Genomic DNA, 16598 nt, shown 5'->3' on the forward strand with positions numbered 1-16598 from the left:
TTAACAATGTGGCCTGATTGCGGTATTGTATACCGTCACTAGACAGACATGGTTCATAAGTTGTGAACCGAATTAATCAATAAAAAACGTTATAGTATAAGGTGTTAAGACTTCGATGGCAGACCTGCACGCGTTAATGAAAAAACTTCAAAAGAAGAATGATTCCAAAATTGTTCTGTTAGTCTCTGATGGACTGGGCGGTCTGCCTCAGGAACCGGGCGGCAAAACCGAGCTCGAAACCGCCAATACACCCAACTTGGATGCACTCGCTAAAAAGGGAACATTAGGACGCACCATCCCCGTGCTGCCCGGTATTACTCCCGGCAGTGGTCCTGGCCATTTGGGTCTCTTCGGCTATGATCCGCTGGAATTCAACATTGGTCGTGGCGTGCTGGAAGCGCTGGGGATCGATTTCGAATTAGGCCCCGATGACGTTGCCATTCGCGGAAACTACTGTTCGCTGGATGAGCAGGGAAATATCTCCGACCGTCGCGCTGGCCGTATCGCCAGCGAAATTGGCGAAGCGCTGTGTAAAAAACTCGACAAGATCGAAATTCCCGGCGTCGAAGTATTTGTGCGTCACGTTAAAGAATATCGTCTGGTCATCGTGCTGCGTGCCAAAGGACTCGGCGGAAACATCAACGATACCGATCCACAGAAAACCGGCGTACCTCCACTAGAACCGGTTGGCGAAAATGAAGCTTCGCAAAAGACAGCCGAACTCTGTAAAGAGTTTCTGAAACAGGCAGCCGTCATCTTGAAAGATGACCATCCTGCCAACCTGTTGACAATGCGTGGCATTGCCAAGATGCCGGAAATTCCGACGTTCGAAGAAGTCTATGGCACCCGCGCCGCTGCGATCGCCGTCTATCCCATGTATCGTGGTCTCGCCCGATTGGTCAGCATGGACGTGCAGGACGCCGGTCAAACTCTGGAATCACAGATGGACTGTCTGGAAAAGATCTGGGACGATTACGATTTCTTTTTCGTGCATTACAAGTATACCGACTCCACAGGCGAAGACGGCAACTTCGCTGCGAAAGTCGCCAAGACAGAAGAAGTCGACACGTGTATTCCTCGCATCAATGCGTTGAAGCCTGACGTACTGGTCGTCACCGGCGATCACAGCACTCCTGCCAAAATGAAAGCACACAGCTGGCATCCGGTGCCACTATTACTGTCGGCTGAAAATGCCCGCTTTGATGGCTGCCAGAGTTTTGGTGAAGCAGAGTGTATTCAAGGTGGCTTAGGTCAGTTCGAAGCCAAATATCTGATGTCGATGATCATGGCGCATGCCGGCCGTCTGGAAAAATACGGCGCGTAATGCTGCTTAAAAACTGATTCTAATCAATCAGGGATGCAAGACTTCAATGCAAGTCTTGCATCCTTTTTCGTTATATTCGTTGTGACTGGACTAACCGGGGGGCCGCTTTTTTTTCTCTGCAGGAAACATCAAGGAATCCACGTGAATGTGATCGATCTTTCTATTAAAGCCGTTCATCTGATCGGAACTTTCCTCTCTCGTTTTGCGTTGTGGATCAAAACGAGCTAAAATTCTGGAACACAGGAACGATTCACCAGTCTGGAACCAATTGATGTCGCAGTATTTAAGCCAACTATCAGGACTCTCCACATTTGTGATCATCGCCGCGTGTGGGGCGCATCTGTTTTCTTTCTTTGTGCTCTGGGTCTGGTCCCGCCGCGATTTAAAAGGCATTGCCTCTTCGCTCGATGATTTCACCCGCGGCCTCAAACATCGCAGCCTACTCGATTCCACGGGGCATCTTTCGGATCAGATCGAAGCCTTTCTGGCGGACGTCAATGAAACGCTCGACCCCAAAGCCAACCCGGCTGACCGGAAGATTCTTTCAGAGCGGGTACACATTCTCGACGAGAAACGTCGCTACCTGAATTCGCATTTCTTTGAAACCTGCTACAACATCTGTCGCACGATGATCGAAGCCTACCCATTGGCCGGCGTCCTGGGAACGATTCTAGCAATGGGCGCCGCGCTGCAGTTGAACACGGGGTCTGAGACCGCCAGTACTATCAATTCTATCGTCAGTCATTTTGGCGATGCGATCTGGTCCACGTTTGCCGGGCTGGCTGCCGCCATTCTACTGATGTTTATCAACAGTATTCTGGAAACCTCATTTCTAGGGCTCGTGGAAAACCGGCAGCATGTCCGCGACACCGTCGTGCGGGCAAAACGTGAGTTGGCTCTGGCAGCCGGAGGTAGCAAACCAGAATGATCAGTCGCCGCCGCCTTACTTTTCAACTCACGCCCCTGCTCGATCTATTGTTGATCGTGATCTTCGCGCAATTCATGGATACGCAGGAAACCACGGCCCGCATCGAACAGCGTGCAGAACAACAGGTGCAGCAGGCCGATCAGAAAGTAGAGCAGCTCTCCGCCATCAGCGAGTCAGCACTACAGAAGATCAGGGATTTATCAGAGCTCAATCTGCAGACACGCCGCGATGCGGTGAAAGCAGAAGAGACGGCGATTGAGATGGAAAAACGGACGCGCGCTCTGCAGCAGATATCAGAAAAAAAGAATCAGGAGTTAACTGAGCAACTCAAAGGCGCGCAGGCACAGCGAGACCTGGTCGCCGAACTGGTACAACAACTGTTTCAGTTACCGGACCAGATCATTGATCCGCTGTTAAAATCGAAAGCCGAGCCTGATTCCGAGAAAACCAAGGCCGAGATTGAGCGGATCAAACAGCAACTACAGGAACTGGCGGGCGGCAAAGCCGAGGATGTGGTCAAGCATTTCCTGACCTACGACGAACTCACCAAACGCAGTGACATCTGGGAACTGTATCTGACGGAGAACGGCGTCTTTCGTTTGAAAGTGGGGAAACAGTCAACCGATTTTCGTGCTGATTCGACAGAGTCGTTTGTCGATCGATTTTATACGATTTACAAAACGGTCCCGCAACCCAAGAGTCTGGTGATTATTCTGTTCTCGTATGGAGACGCCAAAGCGTCCGTTCGTTTCGCCGCGACCCAAGGCTTACCTCTGGTTGCAGAACGGATGCGGGCCGACAGTAGCGGCCGAACCCGTTACGAATACGCGGTGATGGGTTTTGCGCCCGAGAAACCCGAAGTGACGAAATAAACCGACAAAGGGGAGTCTCCCCGATCAGAACTAGATCCCCAGTTCCTGTTTGACCTCTTTGAACTTCTCAATTGCAAAGTCCAGGTCTTCGATCGAATGGGCGGCGGAAATCTGCGTTCGAATCCGGGCTTTCCCTTTGGGAACGACGGGGAACGAAAAGCCGATGACGTAAATTCCTTTTTGCAAAAGAGCGTCTGCGACCTTCGCCGCAAGAGCCGCATCGCCCAGCATGATCGGCACGATGGGATGCTCGCCCGGCAGCACATCGAAGCCCACCTGGGAAATCTTCGCGCGGAAATGTTTCGTGTTCGCTTCCAGTTTATCACGCAATTCAGTCGATGCAGTCAGCAAATCAATGGCGGCGATCGACGCCGTCACAATCGCCGGTGCGACAGAGTTTGAGAACAGGTAAGGTCGCGAACGTTGTCGCAAGAGTTCCACAATTTCCTTGCGACCACTGGTATAGCCGCCGCTGGCACCGCCGAGTGCTTTGCCCAGTGTGCCCGTCAGAATGTCGATGCGTTCGATGACGTCGTGAAATTCATGCGTCCCTTTTCCCTGTTCGCCCATAAAGCCGACCGCATGGGAATCATCGACCATCACCAGCGCATCATATTTGTCAGCGAGATCGCAGATGGCCGGGAGATTGGCAATATAGCCATCCATGGAAAACACGCCATCGGTTGCGATCATCCGGAATCGGGCCGACGCGGCCGCTTTGAGCTGTTCTTCCAGGTCCTGCATGTTGTTGTTTTTATAGCGAAACCGCTGTGCTTTACATAACCGCACGCCATCGATAATGCTTGCATGGTTCAGTTCGTCCGAAATAATCGCGTCTTCCGCGGTCAGCAGCGTTTCAAACAGCCCCCCGTTGGCATCAAAGCAGGATGTATACAGAATTGTATCTTCTGTTCCCAGAAACGAGCTCAGTTTGCTTTCGAGTTCTTTGTGAATCGACTGGGTACCGCAAATAAACCGGACGGAAGAGAGCCCGTAACCCCACTGATCCAGTCCGGCGTGTGCGGCGGCAATCACAGCAGGATGTTCTGCCAGGCCGAGATAATTATTCGCACACATATTCAGAACGGGTTCCCCCTCTGCAACGCGAATATGCGCATCCTGCGGCGTGGTGATGATGCGTTCGGACTTATACAGTCCCTCTTCGCGGATTGAAGAGAGCGTTTTTTCCAGTTCCTGTTTGAACGATCCATACATGTGAGACAAGTCCTGTTCAGTTTGGTTGAGCCGTGTTTGAGTTGTGCGCTTGTTAAATGTTCTTCCAGTCCAGAATCACTTTCCCCGATTGGCCAGTCATCATGACTTCAAATCCCTTTTCAAAATCGCTGGCGTGAAATCGGTGGGTAATGATCGGACTGATATCGAGGCCGCTCTGTAGCATCACCGTCATTTTATACCAGGTTTCATACATTTCTCGACCGTAGATCCCCTTGATCGTCAGCATGTTGAATACCACGATATTCCAGTCGATGGCAATTTCTTTTTCCGGGATACCGAGCATAGCGATCTTGCCGCCATGACACATGTTGTCCAGCATAGAACGAAAGGCCTGCGGGTTCCCCGACATTTCCAGACCGACATCAAAGCCTTCCGTCATTCCCAACTCTTGTTGTGCGTCGGCAATCGATTTCTCACGAACATCGAGTGCAACGGTCGCCCCCATCTTTAGTGCAAGGTCCAGTCGATATGGATTCACATCGGTGACCACCACATGTCGCGCCCCTGCATGCCGGACGACGGCTGCCGCCATGACACCAATCGGACCAGCGCCGGTGATCAAGACGTCTTCTCCAAGAACCGGAAATGAAAGCGCCGTATGGACGGCGTTGCCAAACGGATCGAAAATGGAAGCGATATCGCGGTCAATCGAATCGTCGTGATGCCAGATATTCGTCATCGGCAGCGAGATATATTCGGCAAAGGCACCGGGGCGATTCACGCCGACTCCTTTGGTATGTGCACACAGATGCCGTCGTCCTGCAAAGCAGTTACGACAACGGCCACAGACGACGTGCCCTTCACCACTCACGATTTCGCCGGGCGTGTAATCGGCGACGTTCGAACCGACTTCCACGATCTCACCCACAAATTCGTGGCCCACCACCATCGGCACCGGGATCGTTTTCTGTGCCCAGTCGTCCCATTTATAAATATGGACATCAGTGCCGCAAATCCCCGTTCGGTCCACTTTAATCAGCACATCGTTGATGCCGATCGTCGGAACAGGGACCTCTTCCAGCCAAAGCCCCGGCTTTGACTCCTTTTTGACCAATGCTTTCATGATGCGATCCATTCCCCGAATATTTTTGAAGGGATAGTAACTAAGAATCCTTTATATCGGCTCATTATCCATTATAATAGAAAATGGTTTCCGTTTTGCAAGAGAAATGATCCATTATACCGGATTTTATTATGTCGACAGATCCCCCCAGAAAACAAAGCGTCTCAAGTACTGCCTCTGAGCTTTCACCCGATGAAATCAGTGGCCAGCTTTCGCAGCGTGTCCGCGCGTTACGTAAAGAGCGTGGCTGGTCACTCGATTCCCTGTCGGCCGCCTGTGGCGTCAGCCGTTCGATGCTGAGTCAGATCGAGCGAGGCGAGGCAAATCCAACGCTGGCGGTTACAGTCCGAATTTCACAGGCATTCGGGATCGCGCTGGGAGAATTGGTGGAAGCGCCGATTTCTACTTCTTCGATCGAAGTGATTCGCGCCGATGATCGCACCTTTCATTACCGTTCCGATGCCGAGTGCCGTATTCGCACGCTGTCGCCCCTGCATCTGGAAAAGGATGTCGAATTTTATGAAGTCCTGTTGCACTCCGGAGGGAAATTGAACAGCGCGCCGCACTTTAAAGGCACGCGTGAATTCCTCACGGTCGAAAAAGGAAAGATCGAACTGCAGTCAGGCGACGACAGCACACAGCTCAGCCCGGGAGATTCGGCCAGTTATCGCGTCGATGTGCCTCACACCATCAGTAACACCGGACGCGGCGAAGCCGTTCTGTTTCTGGTTGTGATTTATCAGAACTAAAAACAGATGTCAGGCACGCTACTGTCCACAGGCAGAAACAGGCTGCTCTTCCACCGGCAACGACACTGATTCTTCGGTAGCACCATACTTTTCCCGATGCCGGTCGGCCAGGATTGTGTCGATGAAGAACTGCGACGTGTGAAACATCAGTAGCGGAAAAACTGCCGAGGGAATGCCCGCGTCTCCGAACATCGAGGCATCGGTGGCCACGAAGACCGCAATCGGCAGGGTTTTCTGACTGCCGGCGATGGCACTGGCAATCTGATCGCGCGGATGAAACTGAAACGCTTTGCCCAATAGCATATTGGAAAAGAAACCGCTGACATGGACCACGATACAACTGATCCAGACAATCGCGACGGCCGTAAATGAAATTCCGATTTCGGAGGTTCGAATGCCATGTCCCGTCTGGACTGCTGCGAGCAGAACCATGAATAATACGAAGACCAGTGCGATGGTTCCCAGCTTCGAAGTAATCCCGTCGGCAAACTGTTTGATCCGGGGATTGAGTCGGAGGATTTGTCCGATGACCACAGGCAGCATGGCGGCGTAGAACAGTTTCGTCACCATTGTCACACGATCAAATTCAATTTCATGTGAAGTGATCAATAAAATCCAGAACGGTACCGTTAAAAAACAGGCACCATTGGTGATCATCGTGACCATTAAGGAAATTCCGTCATTTCCACCCGCACGTCGCGTCCAGACCGAGGCACCGCATAACGTACAGGGAACACACGCCATGATGATCAGGCCTACCTGGAAATCGGGCGTCATTTGTAAAGGCAGCAGTGCCCAGGCGACTAACGGAAGCAGAATGATATTTGTCGCCAGGGACAAAACCAGCGGCGCCGGCTTGCGAATGGATGTCAGCAGATGCTCTGAGTTGAGGCTGAGCGACATCAGGAATAATACAATCGCCGTCAGCCAAGAGGGACGAATGAACTGTTTCACCTCAGACAGCACATCCTCTGATCCCTGATGGCCGGCATAAACGCCTGCCACGATGACCAGTGTGATACACAATAAAAACCAGCGACGACGTAGGAAGGAAAGCATGTCTCGGATTTCGGTTGAAGTAGTGCCGCGAAGGCGTTTATTTCTCAGCGGCTTTCTCTCGAATGGCGCGCCAGCGTTTTTCCAGATAAGGGAAAGCCGGTTTGAGCGCTTCCGGAGGTTTGTTCTCGGCGACAGATAAAATCGCACTGGAGAGCTTTCCGGCTTTGGCGTCACTGAGTGCCATTAGATAGGTGGCAGCTAATGTGCGGCCCGGGTCGACGCGTGCATAAATTCGCAAGTAATCGTTAAAGGAACGGGATGCTGACGCATCTTCTCCTTGAATGTATTGTCCGACTGCCAGGAAATAAGCGGCCTGCTGCGCCGCCATCAGGTGCATCAGCCGGGTCTCCTGAGGAACGATTAAGTCTCCAGGAAAACCTGCTTCCAGACGAGTCGTCACATAACTTGAAATTGCCGCCTGTTGATCTCCCATCAGTTGGGTCGTTCTGGTTTTCAATAATTTCTTGGTCGGGGCGCCCCATTTGACTTCAAATAAGCCACCTGGTTTTTCCACTTTGGTATTAACGTCAAAGGGAACCGGGGCGCGAAATGGCAACTTCATTCCCGATATTTTCTTGGCCAGTTCACCTGTGACCGCTTCACTGGCGTTCAATTGGGAATCGGGATATTCAGAGACTTGAATCGTCGCATCTTTCAGAATCCCTTTGCCGATGGTTTGAATGTGACTAATAAAGCCCGGGTCCCCTTCAAATTCATCCAGATTACGAAACAGCACAAAGCTTTGTTTGCGTGACAGAGAATCTTCGAGCCGTCGCATCCGGGCCGACCATTCACTGCTTCTGCCCATGATCACGACTTCCGCCGATTTCAATTCCTCGGCTGAAAAACGGTTCTTCGCTTCCTCGCCGTAAAAGTCTGTGAGGATTTCTGGATTTTGATACACGTCAGCCAGCGATGCCGCGTTTTGAATCAAAATCGCATCGGCGGGTTGCGCTTTGGCAGGAATCGGCAATCCCAGAACCGGATCAAACAGATAAACGCCTTCGTCAAGGAGCACTCCTACCAGCAGCTTAAACGGAGCCGGCTTGGCGGGACGAAGAAGTACCGCATCAATGCGTAACTGGCGCATCACATCGATATAAACCCAGCCACGTTGCTCTGGAGAACCGATTCCCAGAATACAGAGTTCGTAAGGCGACAGTGGCAGAACGTTTTGCTCATACGGGACCAGAGCGAGATTATCCATGCAATAATAGAAGGCAGCCGTTGCACGTTCCCGATCATTTTTCTGCCCTTCGATCGCGGCATTCATCATTCCGTTAAAAAGCTGTGAATCTCGGATGAATTTTCCATCGAGTTTCGTAAAACGCGTCAGGTCCATCTTTGCCAGCTGTGCTTCACTCAGATATTTTTTGAAAAAGGGCTTTTGAGAATCTGTCAGAACAGGAGGCTTGCTGTCAAAATTGCCGCAGTTAAAGGTCCATTCGTTCAACAGCCCCACGGCACTTTCCAGAGTAGAACTGATTCCCAGGCGTCCCGGTTCCAGCATGCTCATCGCATTATCAATGTAGCTATTGCAGTCCGGGTTCCCCGACTCTGATTCCGATTTCTGTGAACCCTCTTCCGAATTCGCATTTTGAGCGGGCGGAGCAGCCGTTTTAGTACAAGCGGGAATGGCTAATAGCAGTCCCAACAAACAGACGCCCAGCAAAATAGACAGGCGAAATTTCAGGGTACGATGTGGTAGATTGGCTAAAGTCATATCAATCGTGGCTTCGTGATACTATACATTTCCACCGGAGTTGGATGGCAATGTGCATTGAATAATCGGGTCAGACTCTCTGAAGAACTTCAGATAAAACAATAAGAAAACGTTCCTGCTCTCTACTATAACCTATTTTGAATCAGATGGAATGTCTGTCGACTGTCCGATTTCATTAACCAGCGTGCGGAATTTCTGTAATTGAACCGCAAATTGGGCAAATTCACTTAGTGGCAGCATATTCGGGCCATCGCTGAGCGCTTGAGACGGATCAGGATGGGTTTCCGCAAAAATTCCATCACAACCACAGGCGACAGCTGCTCGCGCAAGAAACGGAATCATCTCCCGTTGTCCGCCCGTCGATTTCCCACCGGGAGTCTGCACACTGTGCGTGGCATCAAAAATTACGGGGGTTCCCATATTTTGCATGATGGGAATACATCGCATGTCATTGACCAGTCGTCCGTAACCGAAGGTGGTTCCTCGCTCCGTCAGCATCAACTGGTCCAAGCCGAATGCTTCACATTTCCTGATGGCATGAATGCAATCTTCCGGTGCCACAAATTGCGGCTTTTTAATATTCACCACTCCCTGGTATTTCAACGCGGCTTTGGAAGCTTCTTCCAGCAGATCGGTCTGACGCGCCAGAAACGCGGGGATCTGCAGAATCCGACAGACTTCCGCAGCGGGAGCCGCCTGACATGGTTCATGAATATCAGTGGTGACTTCCAGGCCCGTTTCCTCTTTGACTTTCGCCAGGATCGCCAGACCTTTGTCGAGCCCTGGCCCACGGTAACTGTCAACGCTGGTTCGGTTCGCTTTGTCGAAGCTGCATTTGAAAATTAGAGGCAGGTTTTCTTTTGCCGCTATTTCCGCCAGTTGCTTCGCAGTGGTCAGGACCAGTTCTTCACTTTCGATCACACACGGGCCGGCAATAAAGACGAGAGGGAGATTGGTACCACATTGAACGTTACCAATCGTGACGGGATTTTGAGGCACGGGTGAATCCTTTCCTGCTATATTAAGAGATGATCATCAGGGATGAATTATTGATCATTCGACAGTCTTGATCAAGGGACAATGAAACGGGCCGCCGCTGGAATGACTTTGATCTCAGCCGGCGTTGCTCCGCTGGCATCACCGTCTGTCTGAATGGGAACTGGTTTAGCCGACTGAATTCGAATCTGTTTTGCCTGTAGCTTGTGCACGCTTCTGGAACCCAGGTGCGTACCTCGAATGATACGAAATACGTATTTGAGCATACTCCAGATTCCTTTTTTCCGGAGCACGATCAGATCGAGCAGCCCATCATGGTCTTTAGCCGCTGGTGCAAAATTCAAGTTCAATCCATACGCGGGGATGTTCACCACAATCGCATGGTAGGCTGTGATTTCCTCCCCGCCGTCAGCAGCAATCTGCAGTGGTTCAAATGGATAAGCGCACAGGGTTTTCCAGATCGGTTTCAGATAACTTAAGTGGGAAATATTGCCTGTCCGGTGGAGGGTCAGCGTTTCTACAACCGCCGCATCAAAGCCGATGCTGGCCATCAGAATGAACTTCCGTTGATTCAACTCGCACAGATCGATCTCCCGCGTGTTTCCTGCGGCGATCATCTCTGCGACAAACTGGCCTGATTTTTCAACGCCGAAATAACGGGCCAGCAGATTTTCTGTTCCCAGCGGGAGAATGGCGATTTTGTGGTCAGGGTAACGATTTACCACATCCTGAACAGTTCCGTCTCCGCCGGCTGCCACAACACAGACTGGCTGATCTTCGACTGAACGTGCTGACAGAATCTTCTGCATGCGATCCCGGTTGGAAAACAGACGCGGGCGAATCCCATTCTGCTTCAAATGGAAGATTAATTCCATCAGCAGTGAGGCCCGATTTCCGGTCCCAGAAATCGGGTTCCGTTGAATGGCGACCCAGGGAGTAGGCATTTTGCTGTATTCGCTTGTGTTGAAGATTGCAGGAATCGGCGTCGTGCCAACCTTGGGAATAGACAGGGAACTTGAGAAAAAGTATTTAAATTGGATCAGAAATCTGAAAAAATTGAAGATTCCACGCGTTGGATCTTAATTTTGACTGACAGAAAGCCGATTTCATAGGTACGATATCGTTACAGTTTTCATGTTGTGTAATATTTTAAATAAAAAGCGCAAAAAGCTGAGTGGGTATTCTATCATTCGCACGTTGAAATACGTAATAAAAGATTGATACGACTTGTTTCTCAACTAATTTCATTGTCATCGTATAATTAGCGGAAACAACGGGTATCTTTACCTGATGATACCTTTTTAAGTCAAGCATCAACTGTCCTGGTGGACAAAGGCTGATTTTGTAGTGACCAATCCGCAAAAAATTCTCTTCTGTGGGCTCGCTGACGACCAGACATCTGAGTTGAGAGAACAATTTTCAACAGACGACTATCTGGTCGTGACCCCAGAAACGCTGGCGGAAGGGATTGCCGAATTTGATCAGGGAAATGTATCTGCTCTGATCGTGCCAGCCTCTCCTGGAATCTTACCCCTGGCGTTGATTCAGTCCGGGACCCTGCTTGAGTTTTTACCTCACGCTGTTGTTGTACTGGATGCCGACTTGCGGATTGTCTGGTCGAATCATCAGCTCGCCACTCTTTGTGGTCAGGAAGCGCCTCTGGTTGGTTCTTCATTCTATGACGCATTTGGGGCACCCGAAATTTTAGGCCCTGACTTCAGTCCCTTCCATACCGCGTTTTCCACACGTTCGATTGCCAAAAGCGGATTACGCGTCGGCGATAAAAGTTACTACGATGTAGAGGTAATGCCGGTTTTAGCCAAAGGTGAAGAAGAACAGCAACCAACCTACCTCGTCGCCAGTGTCAGAGATATCTCCGATGAAGTGCTGCAGCGGCAAAAACTGAATGCCATTTATCAGGCTGGTCTGGAACTGGGAGATCTTTCTCCCGAAGAAATCTTCGAAATGACGGTCGATGATCGGGTCGAATTATTAAAAGCCAAAATCCTGCACTATACTCAGGACCTGCTGGAATTTGAAACGGTTGAAATTCGTATTCTCGATAAAACCACGAATCGTCTGGATGTGCTCCTGGCGGTCGGGATGGAGCAGGTGGCGGCTGACCGGACTCTCTTCGCTGAGCCTGAAGGAAACGGTGTGACCGGCTTTGTAGCAGCCACCGGAAAAAGTTATCTGTGTGAAGACACCGCACACGACCCGCTGTATATGACGGGGGCACCGAATGCCCATAGTTCTCTGACAGTTCCCCTCAATCTACATGATGAAGTCCTCGGCACATTTAATGTGGAAAGCCCGCATGCCGGAGCCTTTGATGAAAATGATCTGCATTTCCTGGAATTATTCAGTCGTGAAGTCGCGATTGCATTAAATACGCTTGAATTACTGGTCGTCGAAAAATTAACCACGGCGTCTGCCAGTACGGAATTAATTATGCGTGGGGTCGTCGATCCCGTCGATGAGATCCTCAACGATACAGCCTGGATTCTGGAGCGGTATATTGGTCACGAGCCAAATGTGTGCGAGCGATTGCAGCGTATCCTTAAAGACACTCGCCATATTAAGCAACTGATTCAACAGGTGGGAGACGAAATTGCTCCCCAGACGCCCCATCATCATAACGTGCCCACGATGAGACAGGTGAATCCCAAGTTGCTCAACAAGCGGATTCTGGTCGTTGACAGTGATGCCTCCGTCAGACGGGCCGCTCACGAACTCCTCGGTCGACTTGGGTGTGAAGTGGAAACCGCCCATGATGGGGAAGAAGCATTTCTGATGGTCCGTAGTTTTCACTACGATGTGGTCATCGCCGATATCCGCCTGCCCGATATGAACGGGTATGATTGCTTCGCCCAGATCCGAGAAATTCATGAGCATCTGCCTGTCATTCTGATGACAGGCTTTGGCTATGACCCCACGCACTCGATTGTGAAAGCACGCCAACTCGGCCTCAAATGCGTGCTCTACAAACCATTCCGCCTTGATCAGTTGATTTCTGGCGTCGAAAAAGCAGTCAGTATTTCGGAAGACCTGACTTCGGAAACCTCGAACTGATTGTCCCATTCCAGTGCGTCACACACTGAAAATTCCCGCGTTTTAGCATAATAGGCTCGATTTCCGTTTTCTCATGCGATATATTAAAGACATTAATATATTATCACTGACAGCCTGCCTTTACCTGCAGTGAAACGGGAGACATCTGAATAAGAGGTGTTTTTTGTTGCTGGTCAGGTGAGTTCATGATTGATTCCACACGCACCCTGGATTACCCACCACAAGGAGAATTTCCATGCCAAATTCTGTCGACCGCCGTGAGTTTCTCAAGAAAGCGTTGATCGCAGGAACCGCCGTTCCTGCATTCACCAATGCCCTGCCGCTGGAATCGCTCGAAGCCGCGACCAAAAGTAAAAGCCCCAATGAAAAATTGAATCTGGCAACCATTGGTGTCGCCGCCCGTGCGTACTCCAATATCACCGGCACGAAATCAGAAAACTTCGTAGCACTTTGTGACATTGATGCAAAGCGTCTGGATATAGCCTCCAAAGAATTCCCCAAAGCAGACACCTACGATGATTATCGCAAAGCCCTGGACCGCGAGGATCTGGATGGTGTGCTCGTCAGTACGCCCGATCATATGCATGCCCCCGCAACCGCGATGGCACTGCGAAAAGGTTTGCCCGTTTACTGTGAAAAACCGTTAACGCATTCCGTCTACGAAGCACGTGTGCTGACCGACCTGGCAGCCAAAGCCGACGTCCCCACACAGATGGGCAATCAGATTCACGCGACCGATAACTATCGTAAAGTCGTGGAAATGGTTCAGTCCGGCGTGATTGGTCCCGTCAAACGTGTGCATGTCTGGGTCGGCGGTGGCGTGCGGACGGAAGGTAAGCGGTCCAAGGAAAATAATCCACCCGCCTACGTCAACTACGATCAGTGGATCGGCCCCGCGCCGTTTCGCCCTTATAATGAAACGAGTTTCCATTTCAACTGGCGCTACTGGTGGGATTTTGGGAACGGACAGTTAGGCGACTTCGGCTGTCATTACATGGACCTTCCCTTCTGGGCTCTGAAGCTGAAATACCCCAAAACCGTTGTCGGTGTCGGCGAAAAAGGGCATGGAGGCGAGAACGATTGTCCCAGCCAGATGCGCGTCGATTACGAGTTCGGAGCACGCGAAGAATTGCCCCCCGTGCACATGACCTGGTATCATGGCGGCTGGAAGCCTAAAGGCGCAGAAATCTACGAAAAGAATAGTGCTGTGCTGTTTGAAGGCGAAGACGGTCGCTTGCTCGCCGACTATGGCTCGAACAAGGTCTTCATGGAAGCTGGCAAAGAAGCCAAACCAGTGGAACCGTATCTGACCCGTCCCAAGTCGCATCACATCGAATGGCTGGACGCGATCCGCAACGGTACACCTACAGGCAGTAACTTCGGTTACGCCGGTCCTTTGACCGAAACCGTGCTGCTGGGCAATGTCTCGTATCGCGCCGGTCAGAAGAAGCTCGAATGGGACGCAGAAAACCTCAAAGTAACCAACGTCCCTGAAGCCGCCCAGTACATCCAACGCGAATACCGCAAAGGTTGGACGCTGTAAACTGATCACAATTCGAACCAAAAGAGCCTGCCGGAAACATCTCGGCAGGTTCTAAATGCATGGAAACTGATAACGTGTGGCACTGTTAGTGAGATTCAACAAGAACAGCACTTAAAAAAGAAAGGGTAAGATTTCTTGAAAATAGAAATCTTACCCTTTTTCTGTGCCTGAAACGTAGGGGCGGATCCATGTGTCCGCCCGCCTATTAAAACTCGATGAGGACTCCCTCATTCGAGGGAACCATTAAGGCTATTTAAACCACGATAAAAGTGGAACGTCGACCGTGCGGGGCGACACATGGGTCGCCCCCTACCTGTCGTAGATTGCTTATTTGTATCTCACAACCGATTTATAATTCGGTGCAAATAGTCTTGGTCCGCGTGTTTTATACACGACTTTACGGGGAGAGTAATACGGGACTGGCGGTGCATAGTAGGTTGTCACTGGCTGCACAACCACAGGAGCGGGTCGATAATAAACCGGAGCCATAACAGGCGCTGGCACTAACGCAGGTGCGTAATAGGCGGTCATCGCAGGTACGTAGTAAGCAGTATTGACAGGAGCCGGCATGGCATAAACAGGCGCAGGCCCCACATAAGCAAACGGCGCACGGTAATAAGATACCCGTCTACCCGCTTCGGAATCTTGGGGCATCATTGTGAAACAAGCGACAACAGCGGCCGCGGCTAACATCATTCGGATACGCATGAGACTGACTCCAGATCAGAGAAAATTCGTGTTCGAGAAAAGAACGCAGACACGTGCAACACACCCATCAGTTCGTGCCTCCTGCCCGATTGTCAGTAAATACTAACGCTTCCCCTCACATCCTGTGAGTCTTCAATTTGAATCTACAACAACTGGGTTAGTTGTTCTGCTTTTAATGATTATACACGGAATCACCCCTGCAGCTACCAGTCAGTTCAAATTTATGGGATTCTAGACAAATCAACGGCCTGTGATGTGACGTAGTTTCGAACTCCTGTCATCGATTGATGTTATGCTTCCTGATCATTTCGGCCTGCTTCAATCAGGCCTTGCAGATACCCAAACGCATGCAGACGACCGAGCATCGTATAGCCAGGTTCCCCCGATTCTTCTCCCACCAGTTGAGGCACATGGTCGGGCCGGATCGGGCCCGTAAAACCAATTTGTTGATACGCTTTGATCGCGGCGTACATGTCGGTCGGTCCATTATCGTGAAATGTTTCCACAAATTGTTCGCGGGTGCCTTTGATATCACGGAAATGCACATACTTGATATGCGGCCCCAATTGCCGAATCGTATCGGGAATATCCACGCCCATTTCCGCAAACGTTCCCTGGCAGAAACAGATCGCATTCGCCGGACTTGGCACGAGCTGCATCAGTTTTTCAAAACCCGCCACCGAATTCATAATCCGTGCTTTGCCCATAAAGGAATCGAGGGGGGGATCATCAGGGTGCATCGCCAGAGTCACGCCGCACGCTTCGGCAATGGGAGTCATCGCTGTCAGGAAGCGTTCTAGATTACTCCACAGTTCTTCAGCAGTTATCGTACTCTCATTTTTCTCTCGTGTGGTTTCAGATAATGAAACTGCCTGCTCTGCCTGTTCCACATCAAAGCCCGTCACCAGAGCGCCACCCCGTTCGCGCACATCGAGCTTCGTCCGCACCCAGTCTGTCCCCGCCATAAAATTGTAACAGACAAATGGAATGCCAACCTGTTGCATATTCTGCAACAGTTCCGTCATCTCCTCGATCTCAGCATCAAAGCGCTCATTGCCCAGCTTGATATTTTCGATGGGCAAATAACCTTCGATGGCGGCAATCTTCAGGCCACACGAATTAACTTGCGTTTTGATCGTTTCCAGACATTCTCGTCCCCTGCCGGGATACCGAATCGTAACATGTGTCACGCCGATCTGAGCGAGTAACCGCAGATTATCATCCGTAAATGGTGTTACCACAGAAGTCAGTTGCATGGCTGGTTTCTTTCAATCGCTTCGAACCGTTGTAACGCATTCGCGCCTGCGTTGAGTCCAATTCCTGCT

At 50.7% G+C, this 16598-nt stretch carries 14 protein-coding genes; 6 read left to right on the forward strand and 8 right to left on the reverse strand.

Annotated elements, in window-relative coordinates:
* Positions 1–115 precede the first annotated feature (115 nt).
* From AAC022_RS12890 to AAC022_RS12900, 3 genes are all read left to right on the forward strand, one after another.
* Positions 116–1324: a 2,3-bisphosphoglycerate-independent phosphoglycerate mutase gene (locus AAC022_RS12890; protein WP_339731502.1), complete on the forward strand. Its 1209-nt coding sequence runs from the start codon at positions 116–118 to the stop codon at positions 1322–1324.
* Between the two features lie 271 nt (positions 1325–1595).
* Positions 1596–2252, forward strand: a complete 657-nt coding sequence (locus AAC022_RS12895; RefSeq protein ID WP_339731504.1) for a MotA/TolQ/ExbB proton channel family protein — start codon at positions 1596–1598, stop codon at positions 2250–2252.
* Positions 2249–3124 (forward strand): hypothetical protein, encoded by an 876-nt coding sequence (locus AAC022_RS12900; RefSeq protein WP_339731505.1) that lies wholly within the window; start codon positions 2249–2251, stop codon positions 3122–3124. The genes AAC022_RS12895 and AAC022_RS12900 overlap by 4 nt, the downstream gene beginning before the upstream one ends.
* Before the next feature lie 30 nt (positions 3125–3154).
* Here AAC022_RS12900 and AAC022_RS12905 read toward each other — a convergent pair whose 3' ends face one another.
* Both AAC022_RS12905 and tdh read right to left on the reverse strand, forming a co-directional pair.
* Entirely contained in the window at positions 3155–4339 is a 1185-nt protein-coding gene (locus tag AAC022_RS12905; RefSeq protein ID WP_339731506.1) for a glycine C-acetyltransferase, read from the reverse strand.
* 52 nt (positions 4340–4391) lie between these two features.
* Positions 4392–5423: an L-threonine 3-dehydrogenase gene (gene tdh, locus AAC022_RS12910; protein WP_339731507.1), complete on the reverse strand. Its 1032-nt coding sequence runs from the start codon at positions 5421–5423 to the stop codon at positions 4392–4394.
* A 131-nt stretch (positions 5424–5554) separates the two neighbouring features.
* Here tdh and AAC022_RS12915 point away from each other — a divergent pair, with 131 nt between their 5' ends.
* Positions 5555–6172 carry an XRE family transcriptional regulator gene (locus AAC022_RS12915; protein WP_339731508.1) on the forward strand — a complete coding sequence of 206 codons (618 nt, stop codon included), beginning with the start codon at positions 5555–5557 and terminating at the stop codon, positions 6170–6172.
* An 18-nt stretch (positions 6173–6190) separates the two neighbouring features.
* Here the strand turns inward: AAC022_RS12915 and AAC022_RS12920 are convergent, their stop codons facing one another.
* From AAC022_RS12920 to AAC022_RS12935, 4 genes are all read right to left on the reverse strand, one after another.
* Complete coding sequence (locus AAC022_RS12920) at positions 6191–7231, reverse strand: bile acid:sodium symporter (RefSeq protein WP_339731510.1); 1041 nt, start codon at positions 7229–7231, stop codon at positions 6191–6193.
* 37 nt (positions 7232–7268) lie between these two features.
* Positions 7269–8954: a hypothetical protein gene (locus tag AAC022_RS12925; RefSeq protein WP_339731512.1), complete on the reverse strand. Its 1686-nt coding sequence runs from the start codon at positions 8952–8954 to the stop codon at positions 7269–7271.
* A 132-nt stretch (positions 8955–9086) separates the two neighbouring features.
* On the reverse strand, positions 9087–9953 hold the full coding sequence (gene kdsA / locus AAC022_RS12930; protein ID WP_339731514.1) for a 3-deoxy-8-phosphooctulonate synthase: 867 nt from the start codon (positions 9951–9953) through the stop codon (positions 9087–9089).
* A gap of 71 nt (positions 9954–10024) precedes the next feature.
* On the reverse strand, positions 10025–10894 hold the full coding sequence (locus AAC022_RS12935) for a diacylglycerol kinase family protein (protein ID WP_339731516.1): 870 nt from the start codon (positions 10892–10894) through the stop codon (positions 10025–10027).
* Positions 10895–11297: 403 nt separating this feature from the next.
* On the opposite strand from AAC022_RS12935, the gene AAC022_RS12940 reads away from it, so the two are divergent.
* The gene (locus AAC022_RS12940; protein WP_339731518.1) at positions 11298–13022 is read left to right on the forward strand and encodes a response regulator; all 1725 of its coding nucleotides are present in this window, start codon (positions 11298–11300) and stop codon (positions 13020–13022) included.
* A gap of 235 nt (positions 13023–13257) precedes the next feature.
* A complete protein-coding gene (locus AAC022_RS12945; RefSeq protein WP_339731520.1) occupies positions 13258–14565 on the forward strand; it encodes a Gfo/Idh/MocA family oxidoreductase in 1308 nt (435 codons plus the stop codon).
* Between the two features lie 327 nt (positions 14566–14892).
* Here the strand turns inward: AAC022_RS12945 and AAC022_RS12950 are convergent, their stop codons facing one another.
* On the reverse strand, positions 14893–15273 hold the full coding sequence (locus tag AAC022_RS12950; RefSeq protein WP_339731521.1) for a hypothetical protein: 381 nt from the start codon (positions 15271–15273) through the stop codon (positions 14893–14895).
* Positions 15274–15563: 290 nt separating this feature from the next.
* A complete protein-coding gene (locus AAC022_RS12955) occupies positions 15564–16529 on the reverse strand; it encodes a mannonate dehydratase (protein WP_339731522.1) in 966 nt (321 codons plus the stop codon).
* Positions 16530–16598: the final 69 nt, after the last annotated feature.

This window comes from uncultured Gimesia sp., assembly GCF_963976445.1.
GTDB lineage: Bacteria > Planctomycetota > Planctomycetia > Planctomycetales > Planctomycetaceae > Gimesia.

What these genes read in the sequence shown, in the direction of transcription:
- AAC022_RS12945 (WP_339731520.1), top strand. Translation starts at nt 13,258, where the DNA reads ATGCCAAATTCTGTCGACCGCCGTGAGTTTCTCAAGAAAGCGTTGATC.
- AAC022_RS12915 (WP_339731508.1), top strand. Translation starts at nt 5,555, where the DNA reads ATGTCGACAGATCCCCCCAGAAAACAAAGCGTCTCAAGTACTGCCTCT.
- AAC022_RS12955 (WP_339731522.1), bottom strand. Translation starts at nt 16,529, where the DNA reads ATGCAACTGACTTCTGTGGTAACACCATTTACGGATGATAATCTGCGG.
- AAC022_RS12900 (WP_339731505.1), top strand. Translation starts at nt 2,249, where the DNA reads ATGATCAGTCGCCGCCGCCTTACTTTTCAACTCACGCCCCTGCTCGAT.
- AAC022_RS12905 (WP_339731506.1), bottom strand. Translation starts at nt 4,339, where the DNA reads ATGTATGGATCGTTCAAACAGGAACTGGAAAAAACGCTCTCTTCAATC.
- AAC022_RS12920 (WP_339731510.1), bottom strand. Translation starts at nt 7,231, where the DNA reads ATGCTTTCCTTCCTACGTCGTCGCTGGTTTTTATTGTGTATCACACTG.
- AAC022_RS12950 (WP_339731521.1), bottom strand. Translation starts at nt 15,273, where the DNA reads ATGCGTATCCGAATGATGTTAGCCGCGGCCGCTGTTGTCGCTTGTTTC.
- AAC022_RS12890 (WP_339731502.1), top strand. Translation starts at nt 116, where the DNA reads ATGGCAGACCTGCACGCGTTAATGAAAAAACTTCAAAAGAAGAATGAT.
- tdh (WP_339731507.1), bottom strand. Translation starts at nt 5,423, where the DNA reads ATGAAAGCATTGGTCAAAAAGGAGTCAAAGCCGGGGCTTTGGCTGGAA.
- AAC022_RS12925 (WP_339731512.1), bottom strand. Translation starts at nt 8,954, where the DNA reads ATGACTTTAGCCAATCTACCACATCGTACCCTGAAATTTCGCCTGTCT.
- AAC022_RS12895 (WP_339731504.1), top strand. Translation starts at nt 1,596, where the DNA reads ATGTCGCAGTATTTAAGCCAACTATCAGGACTCTCCACATTTGTGATC.
- AAC022_RS12935 (WP_339731516.1), bottom strand. Translation starts at nt 10,894, where the DNA reads ATGCCTACTCCCTGGGTCGCCATTCAACGGAACCCGATTTCTGGGACC.